General features: G+C 68.0%; 13 protein-coding genes and 2 pseudogenes. 4 read left to right on the forward strand and 11 right to left on the reverse strand.

The window, feature by feature from the left end:
- Positions 1 to 99: 99 nt before the first annotated feature.
- The gene (locus ABT123_RS36275) at positions 100 to 894 is read right to left on the reverse strand and encodes a competence protein CoiA family protein (protein ID WP_502971169.1); all 795 of its coding nucleotides are present in this window, start codon (positions 892 to 894) and stop codon (positions 100 to 102) included.
- A gap of 765 nt (positions 895 to 1,659) precedes the next feature.
- On the opposite strand from ABT123_RS36275, the gene ABT123_RS36280 reads away from it, so the two are divergent.
- Both ABT123_RS36280 and aspS read left to right on the forward strand, forming a co-directional pair.
- On the forward strand, positions 1,660 to 2,193 hold the full coding sequence (locus tag ABT123_RS36280) for an NUDIX hydrolase (protein WP_351322642.1): 534 nt from the start codon (positions 1,660 to 1,662) through the stop codon (positions 2,191 to 2,193).
- Between the two features lie 474 nt (positions 2,194 to 2,667).
- The gene (aspS, locus tag ABT123_RS36285) at positions 2,668 to 3,984 is read left to right on the forward strand and encodes an aspartate--tRNA(Asn) ligase (protein ID WP_351322644.1); all 1,317 of its coding nucleotides are present in this window, start codon (positions 2,668 to 2,670) and stop codon (positions 3,982 to 3,984) included.
- Between the two features lie 244 nt (positions 3,985 to 4,228).
- Here aspS and ABT123_RS36290 read toward each other — a convergent pair whose 3' ends face one another.
- The 6 genes from ABT123_RS36290 to ABT123_RS36315 all read right to left on the reverse strand — a co-directional run bounded on the left by ABT123_RS36290 (position 4,229) and on the right by ABT123_RS36315 (position 8,031).
- Entirely contained in the window at positions 4,229 to 4,828 is a 600-nt protein-coding gene (locus ABT123_RS36290) for a hypothetical protein (RefSeq protein WP_351322646.1), read from the reverse strand.
- 14 nt (positions 4,829 to 4,842) lie between these two features.
- Positions 4,843 to 5,721, reverse strand: coding sequence for a radical SAM protein (locus tag ABT123_RS36295; protein ID WP_351322648.1), 879 nt, complete (start codon positions 5,719 to 5,721; stop codon positions 4,843 to 4,845).
- Positions 5,718 to 7,019, reverse strand: a complete 1,302-nt coding sequence (locus tag ABT123_RS36300) for a radical SAM protein (RefSeq protein WP_351322650.1) — start codon at positions 7,017 to 7,019, stop codon at positions 5,718 to 5,720. The genes ABT123_RS36295 and ABT123_RS36300 overlap by 4 nt, the downstream gene beginning before the upstream one ends.
- 4 nt (positions 7,020 to 7,023) lie before the next feature.
- Complete coding sequence (locus tag ABT123_RS36305) at positions 7,024 to 7,383, reverse strand: hypothetical protein (RefSeq protein ID WP_266907177.1); 360 nt, start codon at positions 7,381 to 7,383, stop codon at positions 7,024 to 7,026.
- Positions 7,384 to 7,552: 169 nt separating this feature from the next.
- Complete coding sequence (locus ABT123_RS36310; RefSeq protein ID WP_351322652.1) at positions 7,553 to 7,819, reverse strand: hypothetical protein; 267 nt, start codon at positions 7,817 to 7,819, stop codon at positions 7,553 to 7,555.
- Positions 7,816 to 8,031, reverse strand: a complete 216-nt coding sequence (locus ABT123_RS36315) for a hypothetical protein (protein WP_351322654.1) — start codon at positions 8,029 to 8,031, stop codon at positions 7,816 to 7,818. Before ABT123_RS36315 ends, ABT123_RS36310 begins: the two co-directional genes overlap by 4 nt.
- Before the next feature lie 236 nt (positions 8,032 to 8,267).
- Between ABT123_RS36315 and ABT123_RS36320 the strand changes: the two genes are divergently transcribed.
- The gene (locus ABT123_RS36320) at positions 8,268 to 9,590 is read left to right on the forward strand and encodes an NsdA family TPR-like regulatory protein (protein WP_351322656.1); all 1,323 of its coding nucleotides are present in this window, start codon (positions 8,268 to 8,270) and stop codon (positions 9,588 to 9,590) included.
- Between the two features lie 20 nt (positions 9,591 to 9,610).
- Here the strand turns inward: ABT123_RS36320 and ABT123_RS36325 are convergent, their stop codons facing one another.
- Both ABT123_RS36325 and ABT123_RS36330 read right to left on the reverse strand, forming a co-directional pair.
- On the reverse strand, positions 9,611 to 10,633 hold the full coding sequence (locus ABT123_RS36325; RefSeq protein ID WP_351322658.1) for an NAD-dependent epimerase/dehydratase family protein: 1,023 nt from the start codon (positions 10,631 to 10,633) through the stop codon (positions 9,611 to 9,613).
- A 242-nt stretch (positions 10,634 to 10,875) separates the two neighbouring features.
- Positions 10,876 to 12,585 carry a serine/threonine-protein kinase gene (locus tag ABT123_RS36330; protein ID WP_351322664.1) on the reverse strand — a complete coding sequence of 570 codons (1,710 nt, stop codon included), beginning with the start codon at positions 12,583 to 12,585 and terminating at the stop codon, positions 10,876 to 10,878.
- 488 nt (positions 12,586 to 13,073) lie between these two features.
- Between ABT123_RS36330 and ABT123_RS36335 the strand changes: the two genes are divergently transcribed.
- Entirely contained in the window at positions 13,074 to 13,778 is a 705-nt protein-coding gene (locus tag ABT123_RS36335; protein ID WP_351322660.1) for a nucleotidyltransferase family protein, read from the forward strand.
- Positions 13,779 to 14,102: 324 nt separating this feature from the next.
- Here ABT123_RS36335 and ABT123_RS36340 read toward each other — a convergent pair.
- Both ABT123_RS36340 and ABT123_RS36345 read right to left on the reverse strand, forming a co-directional pair.
- A pseudogene (locus tag ABT123_RS36340) lies at positions 14,103 to 14,375 on the reverse strand (NUDIX hydrolase); the annotation flags it as partial.
- Between the two features lie 70 nt (positions 14,376 to 14,445).
- Positions 14,446 to 15,038: pseudogene (locus ABT123_RS36345) on the reverse strand (hypothetical protein); the annotation flags it as partial.

Below are 15,038 nucleotides of genomic sequence, written 5' to 3' on the forward strand. Positions count from 1 at the left end.
CATGACGTCCACACACCCCGCAAGACGGGCACTGCAACGTCCCAGAAGGCTAAGTCGACGACCCCACGGCCCCGCCGCACAGGTTAAAGATCAAGTTAGTCAGCACAGGAGATGGCGCCCGGCCGTCGCCAGTTCTGGAGCCAAGGCTCGCTTGCAGACTGTGCAGCGCAGGGCGCCCGGCGGCAGTCGGGGTGCCGGCAGTGGCTTCGGGTTCCGATCGGCCTCCTCGCGTCGCTGCTGTGCCTCGCGCAGCTGGCGGGCGTACCGCACTGCGCTCTCCCGCCGCTCCGCTGCCTCCTCGTGGGCTTCCCGCTGGGAGTCACTCAGCTTCTGCTGCAGGCTTGGAGGCAGCACGGCGCCATGCCGGTCCAGGTCCAGCTCGCCGAGTGGAACGGCCTGCCGTTCCAAGTCGTCGAGCGCGCACGGTGGATGGTGCAGACCGAACACGGCCGGGTCCTTCACCTCCCACCACCGGTGCACCTTCTGGTGCGCCCGGCCGAAGGCCGTCCATGCTGTGCCCTTCGACGGGACGTAGAACCACACAGGCAGACCCTCGGACAGGACGACGTGGGGGAAGTGCACACCGGGCCGCCAGAACCAGACGTCGACGATGCCCTGCCGCCGATAGTCACCGTGTCTGGCGCGCCACGCGTCATCGGTCATGAGCATCCGCTGCGCCTCAAGCGCGAGGCGCGTGCCGTCCTCCAGCCGCACGGCAACGTCTGCGCGGCGGTCCTGGTCCGGGGTCCACTGCTCCAGGCGTACCGCGGCTACGCCCGGGCGGCTGCGCGCCCACCGGGCCAGTGTGTGCTTGGTGGTGATGTGCCAGACCGTCTCAGGATGGTGACCGCCCTCCGGAGCCTGCCCAGACGGGTGCGCGAAGTGTGTACGCACTTTTCCACCCAGGCGCCCACGCGTCAGCAATGGCACACGGGTGCCTACGGGTGCCTCGAACCCGTGAAAGCAGTAGAAGCACACCAGTTGCCCCGTTCCGCCGTAACCACGCTGCCGCCAGTACTCCGGCGGCTGCTCGGCCACGTGTACTTCGTGCCCTGCTTCCAGGTCGAAGCCGACCACCAGTAAGTCGTCCTGCACGCTCCACCCATCCCATATCGAGGCCAAATCCAACGCTCGGGAGCCTATGACCAGGGGGCATCAGAACAACGTGATAGACCAGTTGGGTTGGGGAACGGGCTCGAGGACGAAGGCGCAGAGGCGTGACGTCGGAGCTGCGGCCGATGGTGGGCCTGTGTTTGTCGCCCAGAGCCAATGGAACCCGTGCCTGATTGCTCAGGCGTCCCATCCACCTGTGCGGGTCGCCGGCCTGCGGCGAGGGCGCCATCGAAGTCGGCTGGTCGGTCGGCGGATGAGGGAGCGCAGCGCGGTGTGGGTCCGTCCCCATCGGGAGCCACTAGGGTGTGCCGCTCGCCCTGCCCCCTGCTGGCCACCTTCGCTCTAGCCGCCGTCTTGAGGAGTTAGGCCGCCTGGGGAGCCAATGAAAGGGTCCACCGAGGGGACCCTGCAAGGCGCGGCTCGGCCAGCGACCACGGCTGGCAAGGCCCCGGCCATGTTCGTCACGGTGACGTGAACTTGCCTGAACCAGGCTTCTTTCCAACTTGGCTCTGCGAGGCTGGACGCCGATCGAGAGGGGCCACAGCGATGCAGTGGAAGATCCACGGTGAACGTCCGATCTACGAAAACAAGTGGGTGAACCTGTGGCTCACAGATATTGAAACGCCGGACGGGAACCGCTGGGAACACCACGTCGTCAAGCTTCGCCACCTGGCCGTGGCTGCTGTTATCAATGACCGCCAAGAGGTCCTGATGATGTGGCGCCACCGCTTCATCACGGACGCCTGGGCCTGGGAGCTGCCCATGGGCCTGGTCGAGGCGGACGAGACCCCCGGCGAGGCCGCCGCCCGTGAAGTCCTCGAAGAGACCGGCTGGCGTCCGGGCCAGATGAGGCCGCTGATCTACGCCGAACCGGCGAACGGCATCACAGACTCCCAGCACCACTTGTTCCGGGCGGACGGTGCGAAGTACGACGGTCCGCCGACCGAGATGAATGAGTCGGACCGGGTCGAGTGGATTCCGCTGGCGAACATTCGGGGCATGATTGACCGCCGCGAGATCGTTAGCAGCGGCTCCCTCGTCGGCCTGCTCTACGTCCTAATGGACGAACGTGTCCGCTGACCCGGTAGGGGGAAGCACTGCTCGTAGACGCAACCATGGCCGGTACCTCGCGAGACGGCTGGGGAAGGCGAGCCAGTACCGGAGAGCCGTTGCCGCCGTCGGTGCGCCTGCGCTGACCTGTCCGTGATCATGCATGCGATCCAGTCAAGTCTTGCGCCATCCCCGTGATTGCGTTGCAGGAGTCTGATGGGGTCCCTATCCTCGTGACCAACGCGTCGACGGAGACGAGTAGCCACGGATCACGCGAGCAGAGAGAGCCGCCGGCAGCTGTGAAGGCGGACTCGCACCCGTAGTGAAGACCCTCCCGAGCGCGGGGAGGAAAGGCCCTCGGGCCCAATGCCCCGCCGGTTTGCCCCCGTCATCGGGCTGAATGAGGCCGCCGCTGTCTGGCGGTGGCAAAGGCGTGGTGGCACCGCGAGTACCCTTCTCGCCCACGCTTCCAAGGGATCATGACGACGCCCCTGGAGGGCTGCGATGATCCACACCACTAGCCGCGTACTGGCTTCTGACCTACGCGCACACGTCGACGAGACCGTGACCGTGTCCGGCTGGGTGAACGCGCTCCGGCTGCAGCGCAAGATGCAGTTCGTCATCCTGCGGGACCACTCCGGCATGGCCCAGGTGACCCACAAGCGTGACGGCGGCCCGATCGAAGCCGTCATCGAATCGCTCACCCCCGAGTCCGCAGTCCGGATCACCGGCCGGGTCGTAGAAGCGGCCCAGGTCAACCTTGGTGGCCTGGAGATCGTCCCCGAGACGATCGAGGTGCTGAACAGGGCGGAGACACCTCTGCCGATCGACGAGCACACCGGCCCCGAGCACCGGCTCGACTGGCGCTTCCTCGACGTACGCAAGCGGGCGACCGCGCAGATGGTGTTCGCCGCGCAGACGACCCTGGAGCAGGGGCTGCGCGAGTACGCCATGCAGAACGGCTGCACGGAGATGCACACGCCGAAGCTGATGGGCACCGCCTCGGAGTCCGGAGCGGAGGTGTTCAAGCTCGGATACTTCGACAGGTCCGCCTACCTCGCGCAGTCACCGCAGTTCTACAAGCAGATGGCCGTGGCCGCCGGCATCGACCGGGTCTTCGAGATCGGTCCCGTCTTCCGGGCCGAGCCGTCGTACACCTCGCGGCACGCGACCGAGTTCACCGGCGTGGACGTCGAACTGTCGTGGATCGACGACGTCGAAGACGTGATGGCGTTCGAGGAGCGGATGCTCGCTCACGCCATCGCGAAGGTCGCCGAGGTCCACGGTGAGGCGATCCGGGAGATCTTCGGCATCGAAGTTGTCGTGCCGGAGGCTCCGTTCCCCAGGATCACGATGGCCGAGGCGCAGGAGATCCTGCGGGCTGGCGGCTGGGACCCGGAAGGCGTCAAGGAGGACCTGGACCCGGAAGGTGAGCGCACCATCGCCGCCCACATGAAGGAGCTCACGGGCCACGAGTTCGTGTTCATCACGCACTACCCGGCCAGCATCCGGCCCTTCTACCACATGCGTCCGGCGGACCGGCCGGACCTGACGCTCAGCTTCGACCTGCTCTGGAAGGGCCTGGAGATCACCACCGGGGCCCAGCGTGAGCACCGCTCCGACGTGCTGCTCAAGCAGGCGGAGGAGAAGAGCATGGACACCGAGCCGATGCAGGACTACATGAACATCTTCCGGTTCGGGTGCCCGCCCCACGGCGGTCTCGGTGCCGGCCTGGGCCGGATCCTGATGGTCATGCTCGGTCTCGACTCGATCCGCGATGCCGCGTTCCTGTTCCGGGGACCGAACCGACTGACTCCCTGAGCCAGGGGTAGACGCACCGCTGCCCCACCGCCGGTCTGGCGGTGGGGCAGCTGGGTCTTGCTCAGTACCGGGTGTGGCCGAGGTCGAGGGTCCACGCCTCGGCGGGGTTCTTGTCCCAGTGGTCGCGCAGCGCCAGCTCGCGGTCGGCGTACCGGCCGCGGCGGGACAGGCCGCCGTGGGAGAGCGTGACGCTGAGCGCGAGCGGCGATTCGGTGGTGACCCAGTGGGGGGTCAGGGCGTGGCTCTACAGCTGATCGCCTGGCTGCATCGTCACCGACTGCCGCTGCGCCTCGTCATGCGGTGGGGGATCCTCAGCGGTGGTCTCACCGAGTACCGCGGCTTCGGGGGACAGGTGCTTGTCGGGGTTGTGGTAGCTGTGGAAGGTCTTGACCCCTTGGACCTGCCACACCAGACCGTGCGAGTTGTCGTTGTGGTAGGTCGAGGCTGCCCCTTCGGTGGACAAGAACAGGATGGGCGCGCACCGCTGCCACGTGAATCCCTGCGACGACAGATGGGTGCGCCAGGGCACCATGACCTCGTCCTGGAAGCCGGCCAGGATCTCGCCGTAGAACCGGGCGAGGTTGAAGTGCACCAGGCGGAACGGCCACGTAGCGATCTCCTCGACCGGGGCCGTCCGGAACGCGGCGGTGCGCTCCATGCGCACTGCCCAGTCGTCCTCGCCGAGGACCGTGAAGCGCACCTCCTCGTCCCGGCGGACGTGGTCGAGGATGTCGATCGCCGGCAGGAACAGGTAGTCGAACGGGACCTGCATACGGAAGTTCGGCGGCTGCCTCCAGTGGCTGTTGAAGTCGTCGGGATCGGTGACGGAGACCGACGGTTGCACGTGGACCCCCAAGGTCAGGCCGCCGCGCAGTCGCGGGACGCGGGGCGGCAGATGGCGGCGCAGTCGGGTCCGACGCGGTCCGTGGCCGGCGCGTCGAGGAAGGCCCGGATCTCAGTACGTGGGGCGTGGACACTGACCTCGGATGCTCCGTAGGGGCAGTGCCGCACCTCGCCATCGGCCGACATGTAGAGGGTGGCCGACCGACAGGGGTGGCTCTCCTCCTTGGACAGCTGTAGCTGCCGCAGGTCGTCAAGGTAGGACCGGTACCCGTTGGACAGGCGGAAGTACTGGTCGAGCGCCGCCGTGTCGCGCGCCCTCTGGACCAGGGAGTCCTGGAGCGATCGGTTATCCCGGCGCAGGGCGGCTTCGGAGAGGAGGACGGGGCTCAGCTGGACGTCGATCCCCGTTCCCGCTACGAGGTCGGCGAGCTGCGCGGCCTCTTCCTCGCCCACATCCCAGTAGGTGAGGTGAAGGACTTTCGAGGGGGTGCCGACGGCATCCAGCGTCGAGACCGCCGACGCCGCAGTCCGGCTGGTGCGGCCGAGTGTCATCGCGCCCTGCGAGTCCGCGGAGACGGTCACGTTGGTCAGAAGGTGGCCAACCTCCGCGAGGGCGGCGACCTCAGCCTCCGAGCGAGCCGAGGTCACCATCGACACCGTCATGCCGAACTGGAGAGCCAGGCGGACGAGCTGCCGGAGGTCCGGGTGATGGGTCGGCTCACCGCCCGTGAGGCACACGCCCTCGACCCCGGTCTCCTTCAGCCGCGACAGGGCACGCGTGTACGTGGCGGTGGTGAGGAAGCCGCGGGCGCGGTCGGCCCGGAAGCAGAAGCTGCACGCGACCTCGCAGTGGCCGGCCGTCGAGACCAGCGCCGTACGGGCGGGGGTGCTCATTGCACCCCCGTGTTGTCCCAGACCGCGATGGCCACGGTGCTGGTGTAGAAGGCGCACATCTGCGGGTCGGGTGTGCTGCCGCCGATGAGGGCTTGTTCGTTGCGGGACGGGCCGCCGCAGATGGCCAGCGCCGGGCAGTCGCCGCACTCGGGGAGCGGCGCGACCTTCTTCGTCGCCCTTGTGAGGCGGCTGGGGTCCGACCGCAGCTCGTCGAGTGTGTGGAGGAACTCCGGCTCGGTGAAGTTGATGTCGCACACGCTGATCCGGTTGCCGGGCAGGAGGGCGGCGTTGAGGCTGCGGTCGCCCTGCATGTGGTCGAACAGCATCGGCCGGCGGGTGTCGAGGGCCTGGAAGGCCCGGTCGAGGACGGAGAAGAGCATCCCGCCCTTCCCGAGTGCGGTCAGGCGGGCTTCGTAGAGCTCCCGTGCCAGGTCGGCGCCGTTCACCCGCCACTTGCCCCCGGTGGGGATGGGCGTGTTGACGTAGATGAACTTGAGGCCGAGATCGTCGATGATCCACTGCACACTCTCGGCCAGGCGCCCGATGTTCGACGCGGTCGGGGTGAGGTTGCAGCCGACGTGCAGGCCCTTCGCCTCGACCAGGCGCCGGACGTTGCGGCGGATGCGGTCGTCCGCGGGCTGCCCACCGAGGAGGAGCCGGTTCGCCGAGTTGATCCCCGGAGGGCCGTCGATGGAGATGCCCACCCCGTACTCGCGCTGCACGAAGTGGTCGAGGGCCTCGTCCGTCAGGCGGGCGCCGTTGGTGACGACCGTGCGCCGGACCCGCTCGACGCCGTAGCGGGCGGCGAGGGTATCGGCGAGTTCGTCGCCGTACTGCATGAGGTCGAAGCGGATGGTCGGCTCGCCGCCGAACCACTGGATCGAGACCTCCTCCTGCCCCGCGTTCTGCTCGAACAGGAACTCCAGGCCGGCGGCGAGTTCCTGCTCCGTCATGTCCGGCTTGCCGCTGTTGGTGTCGACGAAGCAGTACGTGCAGGCCATGTTGCAGCGGTCGGTGAGCACGACCCGGAGGCCGCTGATCCTGCGCGGCGTCGGGTCGATGCCCAGGGTGTGGAGGCGGTGGCGGAGTGCTTCACGGCGGTCGGCCTCGGGGCCGTCCTGGGTGAAGCCGAGCCCGGCGAGGGCTAAGTGTGTCGCGGTCGGGGGGACCCCGGCGAGGTCAGAGACCTCGCCGGAGTCGAGAAGCACACTCTCCAGCGTGACCGGGTCGAGAAGGACAGCCTCGCCGTCACGGTCGTACTGGAAGTATTTCCCCCACAGCAGCTGGGGAGTGGCCACTGGGTCAGGCCGCCGTTTCCTCTTCGGCGATGCCCAGCTCGGCCATGACGGCGCGAACCTTGTCCTCAGCGTCGGCCTGGAGCCGGGCGGAGGCCGCGGGGGAACCGCCGTCGGAGAGGACGATCACACCGGGGAGCGTCGGGTTCGGCGCGATGACCGTGAGGCCGGCGGGCTCGGTGCTGATGACCATGACCGCGCCCTCCAGGCTGACCCAGTCGGTGCGGTCCTTCAGGGCCTCCAGGATGCGGCCCTGCTTGTCGCGGAAGGAAGCACGCTCACCCATCCACACGCCCGCCTTGGACTTGGAGTCCACGACGTCCGCGTAGATGAGGTGGTTCTGCTTCTCTTTCCTGGGCTTCGGCATGACTGATCTCCTTGATGGGAGGGTGACTGCCCGGATTGGGCAGCTCTGATTCGCTCCGGCAGCAGTCGGCTTGGTGCTGTAGGACACTGCGGATTCACACACGGCGCCCTGGGGACGCCGCTCCCCTCCCATTGCCGACTACGTGGTCGGCAATGGGAGGGAAGCCTGATCAGCCCTTGCCTGCGGGCAACTTGGAGGCGATCGGCTGTAGGGGCTGGAGGGTGCCCGGATCGGCAGTCCACTCCCGTCCTGAGTCGTCCAGCGGGCGCATGTGCGCCACCTTTTTGACCACCCTGTTGCTGATCTTCGAGGCGTAGATCAGGACGGTGCCCACAGTGCCGCGCCGCCCGCTGGACGGTTGCACGACTTCGCGGCCGAGGAGCTGGTGACTGAGGTCCTCCGTGACCCAGAGGTTCGCATCGGTGCTCGTGATCACTGGGCGCCTCCGAGGTCGAGGAAGGCGTCGAACTGAGCGGAGCTCCACCTGGTGGGATCGCCCTGCGCGGTGCGGAACGCCTCGGCGGCCCGGGGCAGACTGCGGCGGACCGACGGGGAGCTCGCGTCCGTCTCGGTGTACGGGGCCACGGCTGCCGCGTACTGCGTACTGGTCTCGCCGGGGGTTCGGCGGGGAAGCCGGGGGCTGCTCACGGTCCGCTCCCTTCCACTGGGCTCGTCGGGGTGGCGTAAGAGTCCCCCTGCTGGGGGTGTCACGACCACGACGCGGCGGGTGTCATCTGGTGCTCGCCAGGGTGAGCGGGGTGTCATAGGGGTGGCGCTGTCATGTCATCTGTGTGGATTCCATTGCGAGGTGCAGGCGTTGACGGGTAGGCAACGAAGAGGAGCGGGGCGGTGTTGCCCGTCTCCGGACAGTGAGGGAGCGACCGATGCACGAGCCGGCGACGTTGCTGTGGCTGTTAGTCCAGCAGCGGCAGTGGCGGTACAGGGACTTCGTCACGGCCTTCGAGCGGGCAGCCACACAGGCTGGCGTGCCGGGTCTGACGGTGTCGGAGGCTCAGTTCCGGCGGTGGACATCAGGCCGGGTCAAGACGCTGCCCGGGCCGGACATGTGCCGGGCGCTGGAGCAGCTATTTGACGTGGACGCCGCAGCGTTATTCGGGCCTCCGCCTGCGCTGTCAGTCCCGGTTTCGGGCGCTCCCTCTGCGTACAACCTCGAAGGTGACATTGCTATGACCGCACGTGACGCCGCTGATGAAGCGGGGGCTGCCGCCGCGCAGTCTGTATCCGATACCACCGTTGACCAGCTCCGCGACGACGCCCTGTCGCTTGCCCGCTCGTATGGCGCCGTGAGCGCATTCGACGTGTTCCGGCGAGCGAAGGTTCTGCGTTCGGAGGCGGAACATCAGCGGGGGCTCACACAGGTGCCCGCGCAGCAGCAGGACCTGCTGATTGTGGCGGGGCAGGCATGCGCTCTGCTTTCGACCGCCGCGTTTGACCTCGGTGCCTTGGATGATGCGGCCCGCCTCGCTCGTTCGGCGGCTCTGTACGGGGAGATGGCTCGCTTCGACCCGCTGCGGGCTTACGCGACCGGGACCTTGGCGATCTGCGCTTACTTCACTGGTCGGCCCTCGGAGGCCGTGCGGCAGGTGCGGATGGCGCTGGCGTACTCGGGGCTGGGCGACACGGCTCGGCGGCGGCTGCTGTCCATTGAGGCCCGCGCTCATGGGCACCTCGGAGACCGGGAGCGGGCAACCCGGGCTCTCGTCGCGTCGACGCGGCAAGACAGCGGTGAGCGGGACGAGCTGCACGACGACGTGGGCGGTGAGTTCGCCTTCAACGAGGAAAGGCTGCTCATGTCCAACGGCACCACGGCCCTCCTCGTCGGTGACGGGGCGGGGGCGGAGACGACGGCGCAGCGCGCGTTGGATCTCGTCGCGTCGCGGCCGCCGGCTCGGCAGTCAGCATCGGTACGAGGGAAGGCGTCGGCCGACCTTGCCGCCGCGCAGGTTCTCCGGGGTGATCTGGACGCCGCGGCTGTGACACTGGAGACGGTGTGGGCGATCCCGGCGGAACAGCGTGTGGCGGGCCTGCTGGAACGCACCGGGACCCTGCGGCGGGCGTTGACTGGTCCCGTGTTCCAGGGGGCGCCAAAGGCCATCACGCTCGGCGAGCAGATCGAGGAGTTCGGGCGACTGTCGGCACCGAGGCAGTGGGGCACCAGGGGCCGGCTCCTCGCCATCGAACCCTGACCCCGGAGCCACCCCAGCTCCTACCGGTGGCCGAGGGAGGAGAGGATCTCGGCCTCTTTGCCCGCCTCCACGCCGTGCTCCGACCACCTCGGGTGTTCGACCGGTCGCCCGTCCGCCTGCATCCACGCCCAGGTGTCGGCGATGGTTTCAGCGAGCGGACGACAGCGAAGCCCAGATGCAACGGCTAGGGAGGCGTCGACGGACCACACCCCGGCATGGGTACGCCACAGAGGGAGCTCCGTCCACTGCTTGACGCCGTGAGCTGTGAGCGTCGAAGCGTCGGCCCACACCGGGCGGCCGGCGCCGCCGGTGACCGTGAGGCACGTGGAGATGAATTCCGCCCAGCTGACGCCTTCGGGATGGGCGACGTTGAACGCCCGGCCGGGGATATCGGCGACGGCTTGGTCAACGGCGAAGGCGGCGACATCGCGCACGTCAACGGGCTGGATCGTCTGTGAGGCCGGCGCAGGGACGACGACCGGACCGCCGCGTTGTGCACGGGCAAGCCACCAGGGGAGGCGGCCGACGTACTCGCCGGGGCCCAGGATCACCCCAGGCCGCAAGAACACCACGTCATCCCCGAAGGCGGCCCGCACCGCGGCCTCTCCGCCCGCCTTCTGGAAGCCGTACTTCGTCGGGCTGCCGTCCGGGCCGGTGTGCCCGAATGACTCGTCGGCGTCCGGCGGGCACTCAAGCAGAGGGGAGTCTTCAGTGAGCCGGTGGTGGGGCCAGCCCTGGTAGACGGACACGGTGGAGACATGAACCCACCGGGCGGCGACGGGTCGCAGAGCGTCGGCGGCAAGCAGCACATCACGGGGCGGGAACTCGCTGCTGGAGGTGTCGATCACGGCGTCCCAAGGCCCATGCGTGGCGAGCCGCTTCAAGTCATCAAGGCTGGTCCGGTCTCCCCGGACAGTCTGGACGCCCTCGACCGCACCGGAGCGGCCGCGGTTGAACGCCGTCACCTCCCACCCGCGTCGAAGCGCGTCGTCAACGATCGCTCGGCCGAGGAACCAGGTGCCGCCCATCACGAGAATCCGCATAGGACGACCCTGCCACGCAACAGTCATGCGGCACCATCCGGGCTGCCTCAAAGCCGCGGCATCCAGGACATGGTGGGTGGCCGTGCCCGCGAAGACGCTGGCCAATGAGGCAGGGCAGCGGTGTCGCACGGGCGTCCGCGGTGACGTGGCCTGCGTGTGGCAGGTGTGCGAGGCATCGCTGCACCAGCTCGGATTCCGAAGGTGGGGACACCGTCGAGACGGCTACCTGGTCAGGCGGTGGCCTACTGGTAGGCGGCCTTGATGGGAGTGTTGACGGTCGTGTTTGCCTGCTCCGCCCGGTAGGCGGCGGTCCAGAGAGGGCGGTCTTGGTCGGGGTCTCCGTACACGCTTCCGCCGCCGTCGCAGAAGTAGTTGAGGCGCTGGCCGGCGAGCGAGTCGGTAGCACCCCCGGCGAATGTGCACGTCTTGCCATTGGCGAGCTCGATGATCAAGGGGGTGAGTACGGGGCCGCCGGGGATGTGGAAGTTGTTGCCGGGGAGCGTTTCGGTGAGAGTCAGGCGCCGCATGAGGTTCGGGTCGGCGCCCATGCACAGAAGCACCGGGTGCTCCGGACCCACGTCCGGAGCGAAGCAAGGGTCGAGGATGGTGCTGTCGGCTGAACAGCGCCAGGCGTCTGTGCGCTGGGTCTTGGTTGAGCTGCTCCAGCACGCCCCGACCAGGTCCTCGGTGACCACGATTCCCTTGGCGGGGGCGCTGCCGCCGACGGCCCATGGAGCGATGGTGTGGACTTCGGTTCGGGTCAGCCGCGGAATGGACGGGGCTGGAGTCGGGCTCGGCTTGTCCGCAACAGCGGTAGGTGCGGCGATGCTGTTCGACGGCTCTGGAGCAGACGCCCGGTTGTCGTCCCTGGCCAGAGGGGCGGATGTGGTGGCGCCGGCAGACGGCTCCGTCGGTGAAGCGTCGGGCGGGAGGAGACTGAGGAGCGCAGCGCCGAGAGCACCGACGGCTGCCGCGCTCGCGATGAAGGCCCCGCGGCGCACCCAGACTCCGCGTCTGGTCGGTTGGCGCTTGGTGCCTGTGCTCCAGGCCGGGTCCTCGACGGTGGGGATGCGCCACTGTGTGGCGATCAGCTCGTGGACTGCTGTCTGCTGCTCTGGAGCGGGGAGGATCTGAGTTGCCGCGCTGCCGAGTAGGTCGGAAGTGATCCCGGCGAGGTCCTTGGTGGGCGGGCGCTGGGAGGGCTTCTTGGCCAGACAGGACGCGAGTACTCCCCGGAGCTCTTGAGGTACGCCTTCGAGGTCGGGTTCCTCGCCCAGGACTCGGTACGCGACCACGTCTGGGGCTCCTGTCCCGAACACAGGGCGGCCGGTGGCGGCGTAGGCGACGAGCGCACCCCAGGCGAACACGTCTCCCAGGCTGTCCGTAGTGCCGTCTCGGTACTGCTCTGGACTGATCCAGCCCGGAGTGCCGGTGGTGACGCCCGTGCGGGTGACTGCGGTTCCGTCCGTCACGTGGGCGATGCCGAAGTCGAGAACGCGGGGGCCGAGTGGGGAGAGGATCACGTTGGCCGGCTTGAGGTCGCGGTGCACGACCTTGGCGGCATGCACTGAGGCCAGCGCGGCCGCAGTACCGGCCGCGAACAAGTTCAGCTGAACGCCGGACAGTGGGCCCTGCGCAACCAGGTGCTCGTGCAGGGTGGGGCCCGGTACGTACTCGGTAACCAGCCACGGGATGTCGGCAGTCGGATCCGCGTCGACGAAGGGGACCAGGCACGGTCCGGAGACTCGACGGAGCACGGCCGCTTCGCGGTGGAACCTGGCGCGGAACTGCGGGTCAGCGGCGAACTGAGGGTGCACCACCTTGAGCGCGACCCTGCGGGCCTGATCATTCAATGCTGCGTACACCGTGCCCATGCCGCCCGAGCCGAGCCGGCCGATGAGCCTGTACGAGGCGATTTGCACCGGGTCGCCGGGAAGGAGCGGGCTGATCACAGAGCTCAAGGAAGATCCCCAACGATTGAGCAAGGAGGCGGGTCGCGCGGTACCGTCCGAACGGTAGCGGGCAACTCAATCCCCCTCGCAACCTCGGTGCCGGCTCTGATGGTCATTCGGCACGCTGAGGCAGAACGATGGGGCGACGCTTCGGTCTACGGAGGTAGCGTTCCGGAGCCGACCTGGCTGGCTGAGATGCCCGCCGATTGCTGGGACTTGCGGCAAGCGGGCCACCGGGAGTGGAGGCGCGGATGGGCCGGTCAGGCCCGACAGGTGGCTCCCATGACCGACCCCCCTCCGCGGCTGTCTCTGAGTTCAGCAGACTCGAGGCAATGCCCGCGGAGGTTGGCCGACACTTTCGGCGACACCCATGAGCCTCCGTACACGCCCCGTCGATGGGCTCACCGTTGGTAGGGCGTCGCATCCGCGGGTACTCAGGGAACTGGAATCCGCGTGCGCATCCTGGCCCGGATACCGATAGTGGCTGCATGGACCCGGTTGTCGTGGCACGCATCGTTGTTGAGGAGCGTCATCCTGCTGCTCGGGCAGCGTTTCTGGGTGGCAGCGTCGTGACAGAGCGCCGCACCTCGATGTCTGACCTTGACATTGTGGTGTTGCTGCATGGAGCTCCGGCCCCGTATCGCGCGAGCTTCCAACATGGCGACTGGCCGGTTGAGACGTTCGTGCATACGGAGAAGACCTGGCACGAATTCGTTGAGCGGGAGATGCGCAAGCGCAGGTCACCGCTGCTGTGGATGTGTGCAGACGGGGTGCTGCTCTTCGATAAGGACGGACTCGGTGAACGGCTTGCCGCAGAAGCCAAGCAGATGGTTGCCGTGGGTCTTCCCGCTGTGTCGGTCGAGGAGATTGAGGACTACCGCTATGCGATATCTGATCTCCTGGACGATCTTGCGGGGAGCGCCGATGGGGGCGAGCGGCTGTTCATCGCGACGGAACTGGCGAGGCGGACCGGGGAACTGGCCCTGGCTCTCGACGGGGCTTGGGGCGGAGGTGGGAAGTGGCTGGCCCGTCGCCTTGAGACGGCAGTGCCTGGACTCAGTGCGCGTATGCACAGTGCGGTCCGGGCGGCCCTGGATGGGCACAGCGAAGCCCTGATCGGTGTGGTGGACGAGGTACTCGTTCAGGCTGGCGGGCGGTTGTGGGCTGGGTATCGTCGCGGCGGAGCGGCGTGACGGTGACGTTCGACCGAGTGGCCCCGACGGGCACCTCGCCCCTTGGCGCTCGGCCGCGATCGACATACCTTCTTGCGCGGCCGTGCTCGAAGGCTCCGGACCGCTCGTCGTAGCTGTCGAGGAGCAGCCCAGGCAGCTCGGCAGGAGTGGACTGCTCGAACACCACGTAGCGTGCCCCTCGTCTGAGACTTGTCCGGGCAGCGGAGTGGTGTTTGTGCACGGAGCCGAGCGGCGGCTGGACGTTGGGGAAACGAGCGACCAGCAGGCGTAAGTGGTGGTCTTGCCGACGTTGTCTCGGGCGTTGAGACTGATGACCATGGGCGTTCAGGATGCGCGGATCTGGGTGTCTAGGACGGACTTGATGGCCTCGACGTTACTGGCCGCGAAGTGGGCTAGTTCCGGCGGCATCAGGTTGAGTTGCCGGATAGCCTTCGCCGTGAACGGCACGCGTACGACCTCGTATGCGCCCCGCTCGGGCTTGTCGAACTCGGTGCCGGTACGTGCCGTGATGTCCATCTGGTCCAGGCGCGCGGCGAAGATGTGCTGGATACTGAGGCCGTTTTCCAGCGAGTCGGCAATCAGGTGCACGAGCTTCGCAGCCCTGGCTGCGCTCTGGTGAGACCGAGCATCGCCTGCGCGGCGCCTTGGCGGCCGTGGGGCGGCCGGCTCACCCGAAGAAGAGCTGCTCGTGTTCCGGCAGATCAAAGACCACGAGCTCCTTGCACTTCACCTCTGCCAGCAGCTTGGCTTCGGCCTTGTTCCGGACGAACACCGTAAGCTGGCCGACCCCGTTCGACGGCACGAGCACGCCAGGGCATGGTCGGGCCACCCCGTACACGTACCCGTCCACCCGGAATAGGGGAGCGCCGTGGCCATAGCGGAGATCCGTGTAGAGCTCATCCGGGATCCGTAGCTGCACCTTGTGCTCCTGCCGGGCCCAGGCAGCGACCGCCTCGAACAACTCCCGCACCTGAGCGCCGGAGAGCAACGACCACCACGCCCTGCTGGCCTCCTCCGCGCGCAAGACGCGCTCCGCTTCCTCGGCTTCCTGGCGCAGCCGCAGCTCCTCTGCCTCAGCCAGCTCCCGGTTTCGCCGAGCCACCTGCTCCGCCCGTTCCTCCAGCCACCGGGCGTGCCGTGCATCCGCCAACTCCCGCGCCCTGCGGTTACTGACCTTGAAGGCGGGTTGTCGCAGGGGCTGACGAGCGGTGATCGTCGCGGTATGCCGGGTATATGAGGTATCCGCAGGGTGGTGGTCTG

Origin of the sequence: Streptomyces sp. NPDC002054 (assembly GCF_040296685.1) — a bacterium.
Taxonomy (GTDB): Bacteria; Actinomycetota; Actinomycetes; order Streptomycetales; family Streptomycetaceae; genus Streptomyces.

Coding starts and splice junctions, on each gene's coding strand:
- ABT123_RS36280 (WP_351322642.1), top strand. CDS start 1,660: ATGCAGTGGAAGATCCACGGTGAACGTCCGATCTACGAAAACAAGTGG.
- aspS (WP_351322644.1), top strand. CDS start 2,668: ATGATCCACACCACTAGCCGCGTACTGGCTTCTGACCTACGCGCACAC.
- ABT123_RS36295 (WP_351322648.1), bottom strand. CDS start 5,721: ATGAGCACCCCCGCCCGTACGGCGCTGGTCTCGACGGCCGGCCACTGC.
- ABT123_RS36305 (WP_266907177.1), bottom strand. CDS start 7,383: ATGCCGAAGCCCAGGAAAGAGAAGCAGAACCACCTCATCTACGCGGAC.
- ABT123_RS36320 (WP_351322656.1), top strand. CDS start 8,268: ATGCACGAGCCGGCGACGTTGCTGTGGCTGTTAGTCCAGCAGCGGCAG.
- ABT123_RS36325 (WP_351322658.1), bottom strand. CDS start 10,633: ATGCGGATTCTCGTGATGGGCGGCACCTGGTTCCTCGGCCGAGCGATC.
- ABT123_RS36335 (WP_351322660.1), top strand. CDS start 13,074: ATGGACCCGGTTGTCGTGGCACGCATCGTTGTTGAGGAGCGTCATCCT.